At 70.1% G+C, this 17,412-nt stretch carries 3 protein-coding genes; 2 read left to right on the top strand and 1 reads right to left on the bottom strand.

Annotated elements, in window-relative coordinates; genetic code table 11:
• Nucleotides 1–39: 39 nt before the first annotated feature.
• Nucleotides 40–1,995: an aconitate hydratase gene (locus tag JWS14_RS12510; RefSeq protein ID WP_072946313.1), complete on the top strand. Its 1,956-nt coding sequence runs from the start codon at nt 40–42 to the stop codon at nt 1,993–1,995.
• Nucleotides 1,996–2,023: 28 nt separating this feature from the next.
• Entirely contained in the window at nt 2,024–2,740 is a 717-nt protein-coding gene (locus tag JWS14_RS12505; protein ID WP_206013349.1) for a M50 family metallopeptidase, read from the top strand.
• Here JWS14_RS12505 and JWS14_RS12500 read toward each other — a convergent pair.
• Nucleotides 2,675–17,350 (bottom strand): non-ribosomal peptide synthetase, encoded by a 14,676-nt coding sequence (locus JWS14_RS12500; protein ID WP_206013347.1) that lies wholly within the window; start codon nt 17,348–17,350, stop codon nt 2,675–2,677. The genes JWS14_RS12505 and JWS14_RS12500 overlap by 66 nt on opposite strands.
• Between the last annotated feature and the right edge of the window lie 62 nt (nt 17,351–17,412).

Below are 17,412 nucleotides of genomic sequence, written 5' to 3'. Positions count from 1 at the left end.
GCTCCGGCGCATGCTGGAGGTACGACGAAGGGATCAGCGATGTCGGACACTGTCGCCCGCAAGGTCATCGGTGCACACCTCCTCGACGGCCGGATGGAACCGGGAGAGGAGATCTCGATTCGGATCGATCAGACCCTCACCCAGGACGCCACCGGAACCCTGGTGATGCAGGAACTCGAGGCGCTCCACCTCGATCGCATCAAGACCGAGTTGAGCGCGCAGTACGTCGACCACAATCTGCTGCAGGCCGACGAGAAGAACGCCGAGGACCACGAGTTCCTCCGCACCGCCGCCCTGCGGTACGGGCTGTGGTTCTCGAAGCCGGGCAACGGGGTCTCTCATCCCACCCACATGCAGCGCTTCGGTGTTCCCGGCAAGACGATGATCGGTTCCGACTCGCACACCCCGGCAGCCGGATCGCTGGGCATGCTCGCGATCGGCGTCGGTGGGCTCGAGGTCGCCATGGCGATCGCGGGTCAGCCCCTGCACCTGCGGATGCCTCAGATCTGGGGTGTGGAGTTGACCGGCAGGCTCCCCGACTGGAGTTCGGCGAAAGACGTCATCCTCGAGATGCTCCGCCGCCATGGGGTGAAGGGTGGGCTGAACAGGATCATCGAATACCACGGGGAGGGGCTTGCGACGTTGACGGCGATGGATCGTCACGTCATCGCGAACATGGGCGCCGAACTGGGCGCCACGACGTCTATCTTTCCCGCAGACGACGCCGTCCGCGATTTCCTGCGCTCCGAGAGCAGGGAGGACGACTTCGTGGAACTGCTCGCCGATGCAGGCGCGGAGTACGACGTACACGAGTACCTCGACCTGTCGACGATCGTGCCGCTGATCGCGAAACCGTCTTCGCCGGGAAACGTGGTGCCCGTCCGGGAGGTCGCCGGTGAGGACGTCAGCCAGGTGGTGATCGGGTCGTCCGCCAATCCCGGACTGCGCGACTTCGCGATCGCTGCGGCCATGGTGTCGGGTAGGCAGACCGATCCGAGCGTGAGCTTCGACGTCAATCCGAGTTCGCGGGAGATCCTGGCCGATCTGACCAAGATGGGCGCCACGCTCGAACTCGTCGTAGCAGGCGCGCGAATTCACCAATCCGGGTGCATGGGCTGTATCGGCATGGGCCAGGCGCCGGCGACCGGGCGGAATTCTCTCCGGACGATGCCCCGCAATTTCCCGGGGCGTTCGGGCACCCGCGAGGATTCCGTGTGGCTGTGTTCACCGGAGACGGCGGCCGCGTCGGCTCTGACCGGGGTGATCACCGACCCGCGGGACTGGGCGGAGAAAGAGGGGATGCCGTACCCGGAGATCACACTTCCGGACCACGCGACGGTCAACACGGCCATGCTGGTGGCTCCGCTGCCGGAGGAAGAGGCTCGGCACGTCGAACTCGTGAAGGGACCCAACATCTCGTCCCTGCCCGAGTTTCCACCCCTGCCCGAGCGCATCGAGGCTCCGGTACTCCTGAAGGTCGGTGACAACATCTCCACCGACGAGATCTCTCCGGCCGGGGCACGGGCCCTGCCGTTCCGCTCCAACATTCCCAAGCTGTCCCGGTTCACGTTCACCCAGGTCGACGAGACCTATCCGGCGCGCGCGGAGGAGACGGCGAAGACCACCGGGCATTTCATCGTCGGCGGCGACAACTACGGGCAGGGGTCCTCGCGCGAGCACGCCGCGATCACCCCGCGCTACCTCGGATTGCATGCGGTGATCGCCACCTCGTTCGCCCGTATCCACTGGCAGAACCTCGCCAACTTCGGTGTGCTTGCGCTCGAATTCGAGAACCCGGACGATTACGACACGATCCGGCAGGACGACGTGCTGGTCCTCGACGGAGTGCGGGAGGCCATTCGTTCCGGCCCCCATCTGACCCTGTTCGACTCGACCCGTGACGTGGAGATCCCGGTGCGTCATCGGCTGTCCCCACGTCAGGTCGACGACGTGCTCGCGGGCGGATTAATTCCCCAGCTGGCACGCAGGGAGTGATCAGCCGGTCGCCGTACACTCGGCGCCGATGAATGGACTTCACTCGTTGTGGGAGCGCATGAGCGCCGTCAGCCCCGCGCCGGCTCCCTGGATCGTTCAGGTCACGGCGGTGGTGGCCGTGATACTCGTCCTCGAACCACACGCCTGGCGAATCACCCGCAATGTGGTGACCATCGTGCACGAGGGTGCGCACCTGGTGGTCGCCCTGCTGTTCGGTCGCACGTTGAAGGGGGTGCGGCTGCACTCGGACACGTCGGGTGTGGCCATCTCGTCCGGTAAACCGACCGGGATCGGCGTGGTCCTCATGACGTTCGCCGGCTACGTGGGTCCCGCCGTTCTGGGTCTCGGCGCGGCCTGGGTGCTGGGCACCCAGCACGCGGTCGCTGTGCTGTGGATCGGTGTCGTGGCTCTCGCGGCCATGCTGGTCCTCGTCCGGAACCTGTACGGATTGTTCTCCCTCACGGTGGTCGGGGCGCTGCTGTTCGGGCTCGTGTGGTTCGGCACGCAGGACCAGCAGGTGGCCGCGGCCTATCTGATCACGCTGTTCATGCTCGTCGCCGCCCCGAGACCGGTCCTGGAACTGCAGCGTCAACGGGCCCGCGGCGCGGCCCCGGAGTCGGACGCGGATCAACTGGCGCGGCTCACCCACGTTCCCGGCATCGTGTGGGTGGGATTGTCCCTACTCGTCACGCTGAGCTGTCTCGCGCTGGGTGGCTGGTGGATTCTCCGTCCCGTCGGCGGCTGAGATGCAGTCGAGGTAGCCGGCCAGGATCGGTCCGATGACGGCCAGCGCCTCCGGGTCGGTCATCTGCGCGTGCGGGCGGTCGACGGTGTGGGCGATCACGTCCCCGCCGATCCACGGGCGCCACGTCGCGCACGCGGCCGTGGGCCGGGAGCCGTCGCCGGCCGCGCCGAAGAACAGCAGGCTGCCGTCGAAGTGCCCGGGCACGAAGTCGGCGGCGGCGTCGATAACGTCGACGTAGTCCTCGTACAACCGGGCCAACTGTTCCGGACCCAGCTGTTCCGATGCGCCGCCCCCGAATTCCGCGAGCAGTTCCGGCAGTGTCGGTACCGGGACGTCCCGCTCCGCCGACGCGTAGCTGTCGATCATCGCGAGCACGCCGACGTCCTCGCCGCACGAGCGCAACTCGACCGCCATCGCGTGCGCGATCACGCCGCCCACGGAGTACCCGAGCAGGTGGTACGGCCCCCGCGGCTGCACGCGGCGGATCTCCCGCACGTAGCGGGCGGCGCGAGCCGTGATCGTCGTCAACCGGTCGCCGCCTTCGGTCACGGCGGGGGATTGCACACCCCAGACCGCGCGGTCGGGGCGCAGATGCGCGGTCAATCCCGAATAGCACCAGGCCAACCCGACGGCCGGATGGATGCAGAACAGCGGCTCCCGTTCGCCGTCCGCTCGCAGCGGCAGCAGCACCTCGAGCGCCGCGGAGGCGTCGGAGGCCGCGGCGAAACTCGACGAGATCCGCGCGGCGATGCTCTCCGCGGTCGCGTCGGTGAAGAACCAGTCGAGGCGGACCTCGACGTGCGTCGATGTGTGCAGCCGCGACGCCGCCCTGGTCGCGGACAACGAGTTGCCGCCCAGCTCGAAGAAATTGTCGTCCAGCCCCACCAGACCGGTGCCCAGCACGTCCGCGAACACCGCGGTGACCAGTTTCTCGGTGCGGGTCGTCGGGGGACGGAACCGCTGCGCCCGTGGCACACCCGGATCGGGGAGCGCCCGCCGATCCAGTTTGCCGTGGGGTGTCGACGGCAGTGCCTCCAGCACCACGATCTGGTTGGGCACCATGTACCGGGGCAGTCGCTGTGCCAGTTCCGCCGACACGGCACGGGTGTCCACGTCCGCGCCCGGACGCGGCACGACGTAGCCGACCAGCCGGGACCCCGTGGCCGGGGATTCGTAGACGGCCGCCGCGGACTGCGCGACGGCGGTGTTGCGGCGCAGCGCCGTCTCGATCTCCTCGAGTTCGACGCGCTGACCTCGGATCTTCACCTGGAGATCCCGCCGGCCGAGGTAGTCGATCGTGCCGTCGCGCCGGCGACTGACCACGTCGCCGGTCCGGTACATCCGCTGACCGGGCGGTCCCCACGGATTGGCCGGGAATCGGGAGGCCGTCGTCCCCGGCTGTCCGAGATACCCACGGGCCAACTGGGCGCCCGACAGGTAGAGCTCACCCGGGACGCCGGCAGGCACCGGATGCAGCCGCGAATCCAGCACGAGTGCACCGACACCGTTCTGCGGCACACCGATCGGGACGGTCGTATCGACAGGACCGACGACCGTGCGGGTCACGGCGACGGCCGTCTCGGTCGGGCCGTACTCGTTGTAGAGCACCGTGTCCGGGCACCGGGCGTGGAAACTGTGGGCGGTGTCCGGCGGCAGAACCTCGCCGCCGCAGGACACCTGCCGCAGTGACGTGAGATCCGCGTCGGGGATCGCGAGGATCTCGGCCAGCATCAGCGGAAGGAAGTATCCGGCGGTCACCCGGTGCCGACCGATCAGCTCGGCGAGATGCCGGGGGTCGCGGTGGCCGTCCGGGCGGGCGATCACCAGCCGCGCACCGGCGATCAGCGGCCACCAGAATTCGCGGACCGAGGCGTCGAACGTGTACTGCAACTTGAGCATCACCGTGTCGCCGGCGCCGAGCGGGTCGGTTTCCTGTCGCCAGGTCAGGAAGCTCACGACGGCCGCATGGGTCACGACGACCCCCTTGGGGGTGCCCGTCGATCCCGACGTGTGGATCACGTACGCGGGGTTCTGCGCCCTCAGGGGAGCGGTCCGGTCGACGTCGGAGACCGGCGACGGATCGACCCCGGACAGGTCCACCCGGTCGACGACGACGAGCCGTGTGTCCGCGGGCAGGACGTCGGCGAGGTCGAACCGATCGCGTTCGGTGGTGAGGACGACCCGCGCGTCCGAGGCGCGGATGATCTGGGCGTTGCGCTGCGCGGGCTGGTCGGGGTCGATCGGCACGTACGCCGCGCCCGTTTTCGCGACGGCATACATTGCGACGAGGAGGTCGGCGGAGCGGCGAATCGCCAATCCCACCAGAGACTCCGGGCCTGCACCTGCGTGGATCAGGTGGCGGGCGAGCCGATTGATCTGACGGTCGAGTTCACTGTAGGTGAGCACGCGGTCGCCGGCGACGACGGCGTCCGCGTCCGGCGACGTGGCGACGTGGCGTTCGAACAGATCGACGAGGGTATCACCGGGGGACGGCGCCGCGGCGGGGACATCCGGGTCCGGACCGACGAGGGCGAGGTCGCCGACAGCCCGATGCGGGTGCGCGACAGCCTCGCTCAACGTCCGGAGGAAACGTTCCCCCAGGTCCACGACCGTGTGATGGTCGAACAGATCGGTGGCGTAGGTGAACACGGCCGTGCGCCGGGTGCGTTCCGTCGACGGGCCGGGATCGGCGGTCACGGTGAGTTGCAGGTCGAATCGGGCCGACCGGGTGGGGGGAGTCGTCGCCGACACCCGTAGTCCGGGCAGGGTGAGCGGGGTGTGGTCGAGGTTCTGAAACGCGAGGGCCACCTGGAACAGGGGATTGCGGGCGCGTGACCGGGTGGGGTCGAGCGCCTCGACCACGGTTTCGAACGGGACGGTGGAGTGCGCGAACGCGTCGAGGTCGTCCTCCCGCACCCGGCCGAGCAGGTCCGCGAAGCTTTCCGCGGGACTCACCTCGGTGCGCAGAACCAGGTTGTTGACGAACATGCCGACCAGTTCGTCGAGCGCCTGATCTCCGCGTCCGGCGACGGGGGTACCGATCACGATGTCCGTGGACCCGCTCAGCTTCGCGAGCAGCACGGCGAACACGGCGTGCACCACCATGAACGGGGTGACGGCGCACGTCGACGCGGTGTGCTCGACGGCGCGGTAGAGCGCGTCGTCGAGCGCGAATTCGACGGTGCCGCCGCGGTGCGACGCGATGGCCGGATGCGGCCGGTCGGTGGGTAGCGACAACTGTTCCGGCGCACCGGACAACGTGTCCTTCCAGTACGACAGTTCCCGCGCCGCGACGGACCGCGGATCGTCGCTCTCGCCCAGCAGTTCGTGCTGCCACAGGGTGTAGTCCGTGTACTGGACGGGCAGTGGGGCCCACCGCGGCGCCTCGCCCGCGACCCGGGCCTTGTAGGCGGTCATCAGATCGTGGACGAGCAGCGCCACCGAGAACCCGTCCGCGCTGATGTGATGGACCATGACGGCGAGCACCCACTCGTCGGTGGCGAGAGCGAACAGCCGGGCGCGGATCGGCGGTTCGGCGCCCAGGGTGAAACCCTGCGACGCGAACGTCGCGACCCGCGCGGCGACGTCGCCCCTGGCCACGGATATCGGCCGGAGGGACGGGGTGGCCCGAGCAACCGGGACCACCTGCTGGTACGCGACGCCGTCACTGTCGGGATACAGGGTGCGCAGCGGTTCGTGCCTGCCGACCACATCCGCCACGGCCGCGGTGAGGGCGGCGACGTCGAGTGTTCCGTCGAGCCGCAGCGCCATCGGGATGTTGTATTCGGGGGAGCCGGGTGCGAGGCGGGCGAGGAACCACAGTCGTTGCTGCGCAGGCGACAGCGGCACGCGGGGCGGGCGCGGACGCACGGTCAGGGGCAGGTGCGCCGCGCCGTCGGTCTGCTCGGTGACGGCCGCCGCGAGTGCGGAGACGGTCGGGGTGTCGAAGACTGCGCGCACCGGCACCGACGTCTCCAGCGCGGCACCGATCCGGGAAACGGCGCGTGTCGCGGACAGCGATGTGCCACCGAGGGCGAAGAAGTTCTCGTCGCGTCCCACGAGGTCGAGCCCGAGGACCTCGGCGAACGCTGTCGCCACCACCCGCTCGGCGGGTGTGTGCGGGGCCTCGAAGTCGGTTGCGGCCGGAACGGGGTCGGGCAGCGCCGAGCGGTCCAGTTTCCCGTTGACGGTGAGCGGCACGGCGTCCACGACGACCACGATCGCGGGTACCAGTAGTGCGGGCAGGCGCGTCGACGCAAAGCGGATCAGCTGCTCCGGATCGACCGTCTCGCCCCGCTCCGGGAGCACGTACGAGACGAGTGCGTCGACACCGTCGCGCAGTTCGCGCACATCCGTCGCCGCGAACCGCACGCCCGGGTGGGTGAGGAGGGTCGCGTCGATCTCGCCGAGTTCGATTCGCACACCCCGCAGTTCGATCTGGGCGTCGTTGCGGTACAGGTACTCGATCGACCCGTCGCGGCGCCACCGGCCCACGTCGCCCGTCCGGTACATCCGGTCCCCGGCGCTGCCGAACGGGCAGGCGACGAACCGTGCGGCGGTGAGCGCGGGCCTGCGATGGTAGCCGCGCGCGACGCCGGGACCGCAGATGTAGAGTTCGCCGGCCACCCCCGTCGGAACCGGGTGCAGGCGCGCATCCAGCAGGACTATCGCGGCGCCGCGGACCGGGTGGCCGATGGTGACCGGCTGATCGGCCACCAACGGGTCGCTGATCGTCGTCATCACCGTCGTCTCGGTCGGGCCGTATCCGTTGAACAACGACATGTGTCTCAGCGGCGCCCACACTTTCACGAGGTCCGGCGGGCAGGGTTCGCCGCCCACCACGACCACCTGCAGGTCGTGCAGGCCGCGGGGGTCGACCGTCGCCAGCACCGTCGGCGTGGTGAACACGTGGCTGACCCGCTCCCCGGCCAGCACGTCCGTGAGCGGATCGTCGCCCTGCACCGTCGGAGGTGTGAGCACCATGCAGGCGCCCGCACCGAGAGCGAGCAGAATCTCCAGCACCGCGCCGTCGAAGCCGGGGGACGACGCATGCAGTGTCCGCGAGGCCGCCGTCACCGCATAGCGCTCCCGCTGTTCCACCGTGAAATCGGCGAGACCGGTGTGGGTCACCGCCACGCCCTTGGGTTTTCCCGTCGAACCGGACGTGTAGATCACGTACGCGGGGTGGCGCACCTCCAGCGGCCGCGAACGTTCGGAGTCCGCGATCGCGGCCGAAGAGTAACCGCGACATTCGGTTCGGAAGTCCGGGGAGTCGAGCAGCAGCCAGTCCGTCCCGTCCGGCGGGGCCGCGCGCTCCGCGACGGTGGTCAGCCCGAGTGCGGCGCCGGAGTCGCCCAGCAGGTACTCGATCCGCGCGGCGGGGTAGCGCGGGTCCACGGGCACGAACGCGGCCCCCGTCTTCGCGACGGCCCACACCGAGACGACGGACAGCGCCGAGCGCGGCAGCGCGAGAGCGACGATCGTCTCGGGTCCGGCCCCGCGCCGCATCAGCGCCCGGGCGAGACGATTCGACGCGGCATCCAGTTCGCGATACGTCATGGTCCGGCCGTCCGCCGTCAGCGCCGGACCCGCCGGATTCCGTTCGGCGGCCGCCGACATCAGGTCGGGCAGCGTCCGCGGCGGCAACGACGGCGCACCGGCGTGGCGTGTCGCCTTCTCCTCGCCGCCCCGGACGTCGATGTCACCGATCACCACGCGCGGATGGGCGAGTGCGGTGTGGAGCACCCGCCGGAAGCGGTCCGCGAACCCGGAAACGGTGGCCTCGTCGAACAGGTCGGTGGCGTAGGTGAAGACGCAGGAGAGGGGTCCGGGGCCGCCGTCGCCGTCGAGCGATTCGGAGACGGTGAGCTGGAGGTCGAATTTCGCCGTGTGCGTGTCGATCTCGACGACAGCGGCGGTGACCTCCGGCAGATCGACCACGACCGGTGCCGTGTTGTGATAGGCGAGCGCCAGCTGGAAGAGCGGATTGCGACCACGCGACCGCTCCGGCGCGACCGCCTCCACGATCTCCTCGAACGAGACGTCCGAGTGGGAGTAGGCGGCGAGGTCGACGTCCCGCACGCAGGCGAGGGTGCCGGCGAACGAGTCGTGGAGTGCGAGGTTCGTCCGCAACACCAGGGTGTTGACGAACATCCCGACGAGGTCGTCGAGTGCGCGCGGCCCGCGCCCCGCGATCGGAGTGCCGATCACGACGTCCGCGGTACCGCCGAGCCTGGCCGCGAGAACGGCCAGCGCCGCGTGCACGACCATGAACGGAGTGGCGTCGTGGGTGCGCGCGAGGGCACGAATCTGCCGGTGTGTCTCCGCGTCGAGGGTGAACGCGACGTCGGCGCCGCGGTGCGTCGCGACCGGCGGGCGGGGACGGTCGAACGGCAGGGTGAGCAGTTCGGGCATCCCGGACAGGGTCTGTCTCCAGTACGCCAGACCCGGTTGCCGGTCCCGCAGTTCACGCTGCCAGAGGGCGTAGTCGGCGTAACGGACCGGCAGTGGCGTCCACACCGGTGTGCCACCCTGCACCCGCGCGCGGTACGCCGTCATCACGTCCCGGGCGAGCGGTCCCAGCGAGAACCCGTCGGCACTGATGTGATGGACGACCAGGGCGAGCACCCACTCGCCGGCACCGACCGTGAGAAGTTCGGCGCGTACCGGGGGTTCGGCGGTGAGGTCGAATCCCGCCGACAGCAGTTCCCGCACCCGGCCGGCCGGGTTCGGCGTCTTCCACACCGTGCACGGCGGAACGGCGGTCGCGGGGAGAACGTGCTGGCACGGTATCCCGTCGTGCTCGGGATAGACGGTGCGCAGGGGTTCGTGGCGGTCGATCACGTCACGCACGGCCGCACACAACGCCGTTTCGTCCACGGTGCCGGTGAGGCGGAGCACGACGGGAATGCTGTCGGTGGCCGAGAGTCCGTCGAGCCGGTTCAGGAACCACAGACGTTGCTGGGCGAGGGACAGCGGCACGTGGGCGGCCGGGGCGCGGGCGACCAGCGGAGCCTGCGCGGTCTCGTGTGCGCGATCCGCGAGATACGCCGACAGTTCCGCGACCGTCGGGTGGTCGAACAGTGCACGGAGGTCGACGGTGGTTCCCAGCGCCGCTCCGACGCGGGCGGCGGCCTGCGCCGCGGTCAGCGAGTTTCCTCCGGCGGCGAAGAAGTTGTCGCACCGTCCCACGGACGCGGTGCCGGTCACCTCCGCGAACACGAACGCGATCACGTCCTCGGTGGGTGTGGCCGGCGGATCGGACGCAGGCCTCGCGGGCGAGGGTTCCGGCAGGGCGGCGCGATCCAGCTTTCCGCTGGACGTGACGGGCAGTTCGGGAAGCGGGACGAAGGCGGACGGAATCATGTAGGCCGGGAGCAGTCCGGCGAGACGGCCGGCGATCCGCCGCTCGTCCGGCGGTGCACCGTCCGCGGCCACGATGTACGCGATCAGCCGGTCTCCGGCGTCCCGGTCGCGGTGCACGGTGACCGCCGCTCGGGTCACCGCCGGGTCGGACGTCAACGCGGTTTCGATCTCGCCGGGTTCGATGCGCTGGCCGCGAAGTTTGACCTGGAAGTCGCTGCGCCCGAGGTACTCGAGCCTGCCCGCCCCGTTCCACCGCACCACGTCGCCGGTGCGATACATCCGCCCGCCCGTTCCGCCGAACGGTTCGGCGACGAAGCGTTCGGCCGTCAGGTCGGGGCGTCCGGCGTAACCGCGCGCCAGGTACGCACCGGCAAGATACAACTCGCCGCTCGTCCCGACCGGCACCGGTCGCAGCCGGCGGTCGAGCACATACGTACGTACGTTGTGGACGGGACCGCCGAGGGAGACCACCGCGCCGATCTCGTTGCCGTCGATCGACTCCGACGTCGCCACCGCGACCTCGCACGGGCCGTACCAGTTGTACAGCGCAGCCGCACTGCGTTCCGCGAATCGTGCTGCCGTCGCCGCGGACAGCGACTCGCCCGCCGAATACACGCGACGCACAGTCGAGGGCACCTGCGGCCCGCACTGCGCCAGGAAGGCGTCGAGCATCGACGGAACGACGTGGAGCGTCGTGATCGACTGCTGCGCGACGGTCCGCGCCAGATAGGCGGGGTCCTGGTGTCCGCCGGGTTCGGTGACCACCACCCGTGCGCCGGTGTGTAAGGGCCAGAGCAGTTCCCACGCGGAGATGTCGAACGTGAGCGGGGTCTTGTGCAGCACCGCATCGGTGCCGTCGAGCGGCGTCAGCGTCTGCGCCCACCGAAACTGGTTGACCATCATCTCGTGCGTCACCGTCACGCCCTTGGGCCGTCCCGTGGAACCGGACGTAAAGATGACGTACGCGGCGTTCGCCGGGCGCAACGGTGCACGTCTCTCGGAATCGGTGATCGGTCGTGGGTCGTACCCGGCGACGTCCAGCCGGTCGAGGTCCACGACAGCGACTCCGTCCGGGACCGTGCCGTTCCCGGCACCGGACGTGAGGACCAGTGCTGTCGAGTCGAGTACGAGGGCGGTCCGTCCGGGCGGGTGCCCGGGATCCACGGGTAGATAGGCGCCGCCGGCCTTCAGCACCGCGTGCAGCGCGACGAGAAGCCGAATCGAACGGGGAACCGCCACCCCGACGACGCTTTCCGGTCCGACGCCCCTCGCCACGAGATACCGGGCCAGCCGGTTCACCCGTGCGTCGAACTCCGCGTACGTCAACCGATCCGCGCCGAACTCCACCGCCACGGCACCGGGCGAACGCTGGACCTGCGCGTCGACCAGATCCACCAGGGTGGTCGAGGGCACCGGTGCGTCCGTCGCGTTCCAGGTGCGCAGCACCCGCTCCCGCTCCGCCGCACCGAGAAGGTCGAGGCTGCCGAGGGCGACGTGCGGATCCCTGCCCATGCAGTCGAGCACGCGGCCGACCCGTGCGAGCAGGGCCGCGCCGTCGTAGCGCGGTGACCGGCATTTCGCCGTCAGCCGCAGGGTCGGGGCCGCCGTCACCGCGAGCGTCACGGCGTAGTGCGAGGCGTCGTGTGCGTGAACGCCGTCCAAGGTCAGTCCGTCCGTGGGTTCCGGCAGCGCGGTGCGGTCCACAGGGTACGACTCGAACGCGACCAGTGTGTCGAACAGGGGCGCGACCCCGACCGCCCGCTGAATGTCTGCGAGGCCCAGCCAGTGGTGTTCGAGCAGGTGAACGTGCTCGGCCTGCAGGCGGGTGAGCAGCGCGGCGACGTCGATGCCGGGATCGAGGGGGATCCGCACGGGGACGGTGTTGACGAACAATCCCACCGCGCTCTCCACGCCGGCGAGTTCCGGGGGCCTGCCGGAGACGGCCTCGCCGATCACGACGTCGTCGCGTCCGGTCGCCCGCCCGAGGACGATTCCCCAGGCCGCCTGGACGATGGTGCTCAGCGTGACTCCGAGTTCGCTCGCGCGGGCCGTCAGCCTGCGGGTGTCCTGCTCACTCAGTTCCAGCACCGACTCGGACGTGGTGGGGGTGTCGTCCGCCGGCGCGGCCGGCTCGGTGATGCCGTCGAGCGCCGCGACCCACGCCCGCGCCGAGGCGTCGGTGTCCCGCGCCGCGAGCCACTCCAGGAAGTCGCGATAGGGGCTCGAATCCGGCCGCTCGGTGCGGGAGTCACCGCCTCGATAGGCGGTGAGGAGTTCACGCACCAACAGCGGCATGGACCAGCCGTCCAGCACGATGTGGTGGGCGGTGATCGCCAGTTCGGCACGGTCCGGACCCCGCGACAGCAGTGTGAACCGAATCAGCGGTGGGGCCGACAGGTCGAAGCGCGCGGCGCGGTCGTCGAGCAGGATCTGCTCGGCACCGGTATCGGTGACGTCGACGTGCCGCCACCGCGGCGGCACGTCGCCGAGTACGAGTTGCACCGGGACGCCGCGACCGTCGCGCACGAAGGCGGTGCGCAGATTCGCGTGCCCCGCGAGGACGGCGCCGCACGCGCTTCGGAGCCGGTCCCGGTCGAGGTGCCCGGACAGGGTCAGGACCACCTGCATCGCGTAGGGATCGCCCTCCGCGCCTGCGAGCGCCGCGTGGAACAGCAGCCCCGACTGCAACGGTGTCAGCGGCCACACGTCGAGCAGACCCGGACGGTCGCGTTCCCATTCCTCGATGTCCTCGCGGTCCACGGCGACCAGCGACAGGTCGGACGGCGTGAGCCCACTCGTGTGTGGGGAACGCGCCACCGCGGCGAGGGCTGTCAGCGCCTGCTCCCACAGATCGGCCAGAGCCCGTACGTCTTCTGCCGCAATCGCACCCGTCGGAAAGGCGAACGTGGCGTCGAGGGCGCCGTGGGTGGTGAACGCGGTGATGTCGATCAGCGCGGTGACCGGCATCGACGGTTCGGCGGAGGAGAACACGGCGGGGCCGTCCCGCACCGGCCGCCAATCACGCTCGGAATCAGTGTTGTCGAGCCGTCCGAGGTAATTGAACGCGATCTGGCCGGTCTCGTCCCCCGGACGACGCAGCAGGCCGTAACCGATGCCCTTGTCGGGCACCGCCCGTAACTGTTCCTTGACCACCGTGATGGCGGTGCCGGCGTCGTCCAGGTCGAGGTCCCCCAGGTCGAGGCGGATCGGAAAAATACTGGTGAACCACCCGACGGTGCGGGACAGATCGGCGCCGGGCAGCACCGCCTCCTCGCGGCCGTGGCCCTCGAGCCGGATCACCGGCACCGTGGCCGGTCGTCCGCGGCGGCGTTGCCACTGCGCGAGGGCGAGGGCGAGGGCGGTGAGCAGTGCGTCGTTGACCTCGCAGCGGAAGGCGGCCGGAACGTCGGTGAGCAGCGCGTGCGTTGCCGATGTTCTCGTGTGGATCCGGTCCACCGTCGAATTCATGTCACGTCGTGGGTCGAGTGGCCGGGTGCCGAGCGGCGGATCCTCGACCGACGTCGTGGCGCGCCAGAACGACAGTTCGGACCTGCGGCCGGGGCGCTGCGCCTCCTCGGCCAGTCCGTGTGACCACCGGCGCAGGGACGTGCCGACAGGAGAAAGGCTGGGCGACGCTCCGGCTTCGAGTTGCGCCCACGCCGCGGCGAGGTCGCCGATCAGGATCCGCCACGAGACCCCGTCGACCACCAGGTGATGCGCGACGAAGAGCAGCCGTCCACGACGCACGGTCTCTTCCGGTCCGGGATCGAGCCAGACGCACTGCATCATCACGCCCGCAACCGGATTCAACCGTCGAACCGCCGCCTCGTGCTGGTCCCGCGTCCGCTGCGCGGGGTCCGCGTCGGCGGGCAGCGTGACCCGCGTGATCGTGCCGTCCGGCAGCGGTGCGCCGGCCGGGCTCACCGTGAGGAACGCGGTCCCGTCGGAGTGGCGTCCGAGGCGCGCCCGCAGCGCGTCGTGCCGATCGACGACGGCGCCGATCACCGTGTGCAGTTTCTGCGCGTCCACACCCCGCGGCAATTCCACCACCACAGCCTGTGCGTACCGGTCGACGACCCCGACGCGGTCGAAGAGGAACCGGGCCGCCGGGGGGAGTGGCATCTCGCCGATCCCACCGCCGGGGAGTTCCTCGAGGGTCGGTCCACTCGGGTCGTCGCCGGCGACGACGCCGAGTCGGGACACTGTCCGCTGCTCGAACACGTCGCGCGGGGTGAACGACATTCCGGCGCTCCGCGCCCGGGCGGCCAGTTGAATCGCCATGATGCTGTCGCCGCCGAGCGCGAAGAACGACTCGTCCACACCGAAATCGGACGTCCCGAGGATGTCGGCGTAGAGGGCGTGGAGCGTCCGTTCCCGGGCGCCCTCGGGAGCGACCCTGATCGACGGCCGGGCGTGCGGCTCGGGAAGGGCAGCGCGATCCAGCTTGCCGGACGGGGTCAGCGGAAGGTGGGGGAGCACGACGACGTCGGCAGGCACGAGATGCGGGGGCAGTTCGGCGGTGAGGAACGACAGCAACTCCCGCTCCGCCACGGCGTCGGCGCCCACGTACGACACGAGCTGATCACCGGTGGCCTGCGAGCGAATCACGGTGACGGCGAACCGAACCGCCGGATGTCGGCGGAGCGTGGCGTCGATCTCTCCGGGTTCGACGCGCAGGCCCCGCAGGTTCACCTGCGCGTCACTGCGGCCGAGGTACTCGAGTTCGTGGTCGCGGGTCCAGCGGACCGTGTCGCCGGTGCGGTACATGCGGGTACCCGGTGGTCCGTACGGATCGGCGACGAACCGTTCCGACGTCTGCCGGGCCCTGCGGTGATACCCGCGGGCGAGGGCCGGTCCCGCGACGTACAGTTCGCCGGCCACGCCGACGGGAACCGGGCGCAGCCGGTGATCGAGGACCACTACCCTCGTGCCGTCGATCGGCCGGCCGACGGTGACCAGTGCGGAGCCGCGGAGGGGACCACTGACGGTCGCCATCACGGTGGTCTCCGCCGGGCCGTAGGCGTCGATCATCCGGCACCGGGACGCCCACCGCGACACCAGTTCCGGTGGGCACGCCTCCCCGGCGACGACCAGGGTGCGCAGACCTTCGACCTCGGCGGGCTCCATCGACGCCAGCACCGACGGGGTGAGGACCGCGTGGGTGACTGTTTCGGCGGTCATCAGCCGCGCCAGCGGGGATCCGCCGTATGCCGCGGGCGGGGCGACGACCAGTGCGGCACTGGAACCGAAGGCCATCAGCATCTCGAAGACCGAGGCGTCGAAACTCGGCGACGCGACGTGCAGAACTCTCGCCGACCGGTCGAGGTCCAGTCGGGTGCGCTGCGCGGAGACCAGATTCGCGATCCCACGGTGCGTGACCACCACCCCCTTGGGGGCGCCGGTCGACCCGGAGGTGTAGATGAGATACGCGGCGTCGTCGAGTCGTGTTGCCGGCGTGCCGAAACTGGGGCTTCCGGAGCGGGCGGCCTCGTCGAGCAGCAGCCATTCGGTGCCGTCCGGCAACGTGGAGACGAACTCCGCGGAGGTCAGCCCGATCGCCGCGCGGGAGTCGTCGAGCATGTGCCGAACACGCGGCGCCGGGTACGTCGGGTCCACCGGCAGGAATGCGGCACCCGTCTTCGCGACGGCCCAGACCGCGCAGAGATAGTCGAAGGACCGTGGGAACGCCAGCGCCACCACGTCGCCGGACCCGACGCCGAACCGTGCCAGCGTCGATCCGATCCGATCCGACCACTCGTCGAGTTCCCGGTAGGTGACCTCCCGGCCGGCGTCGACGACGGCCGTCGCGTCCGGGTCCCGGGCGGCAGCAGCGCGGAACACGTCGGCGAGAGTGACCGGCACACTGCCCGGCGGTCCGGGGCAGGGGACCAGCGCCGCGGTTTCGTTTTCCATGAGGACGGGGAGATCACCGATCGGGTGCGCGGTCTCGGCGTCTAGGAAGCGCTCGAAATACCGCAGGAATCTGGTGTGGTGACCGTCCAGCTCGTCCTGCGAATACAGTCGCGGATTCGCCTTGAAGTCGAGATGCACGCGTCCGTGGGGACCGGAGCGGTACAGGTTCACCAGCAGGTCCTCGATCGGACCCGAAGACAGCACGTGCAATTGACTCCGCAGGGAACCGAGTTCGAGTTCCTCCGGGAACAGCATGATGTTGACGGCGGGGCCGAACAGCCGCGGCCCGGACAGAGCGTCTCCCACATCGGCGCGGATGTCCTCGTGCCGGTACCGCTGATGCCGCAGGGCACCCGACATCACGAGACGCGTGCGGGCCACCAGATCACCGACGGTCGCCGTCCCCGCACCCGGGATCCGCAGCGGCACAATATTGGACACCATCCCGCCGGACCGGCGCAGCGCCGCCGTCGTGCGAGCCGACACCGGCAGGCTGAGCGTGACGTCGTCCTGGCCGGTCGTGCGCGCCAGAAAGCCGGCGACCGCGCAGACCGTGAGTGTCGCAGGATTGACCCCGTGCGCCGCCGCGCATTTCTCGAGCCGATCGACCAGTTCGGTGGACAATATTCCGCTGACGTCCCGGGAACCGGCGGCCGCAGGCGCGGGGCCGCGCGCGAGGGTGCTTGGGTGGGTGACGCCACGCATGGTGTCGGTCCAGTACTCCCGGTCGGCGTCGCGGCGCGCCGAGTCGCGGTAGTCGATCTCGAGGTCGTGAATGCGTCGCAGGCCGAGGGTCCTGCTCGCGGGCGGCGGCAGTCCGTGCACCGCGGCCGTGTAGAGCGCGGCGATCCGGTAGACCAGCGTGATGGACCCGAAACCGTCCATCGCGACGTGGTGGGCGCGCGAATACCAGAAGTAGTGATCGTGCCCGACGTGGAGAACGTACGAGACGGTCAGGCGGTCGCGCCGGACGTCGATCGGTTCGGCGGACTCGGCGCGCATCCACGCGTGCGCCGACGTCTCGGGGTCCGGGACGTCGCGGAAGTCGACGTAGCCGACGGTCGCGTCGAGGTTCGGGTCCACCCATTGCCGCGGCTGACCGCCGACCTCGGTGATCTGCAGGAAGAACGACTCGAACTCGGCGGCAGCGCGAGCACACGCCGACGCGAGAGCGCTACGGTTCAGCGCGCCGCGGATGTCGACGTACTGGGCGACCGACACGGGAACGGCAGGGTCGACGCGCTGCGCGAGCCACATCCCCATCTGTGCGGGCGACAGCGGATAGGCGCGCGCCGGCGAGTCTCCGGGACCAATCGGGGTCGGTGAACTCATCGCTGACTTCTCTCACGCATCCGTCCCCGCACGACGCTGCTCGCTGGGGTGCCTCCCTTCAG

This window comes from Rhodococcus koreensis, from assembly GCF_017068375.1.
Lineage (GTDB): Bacteria > Actinomycetota > Actinomycetes > Mycobacteriales > Mycobacteriaceae > Rhodococcus_F > Rhodococcus_F koreensis.
The sequence above is the reverse complement of the archived record's forward strand: the minus strand, read 5'-3'. Positions and strand labels throughout refer to the sequence as shown.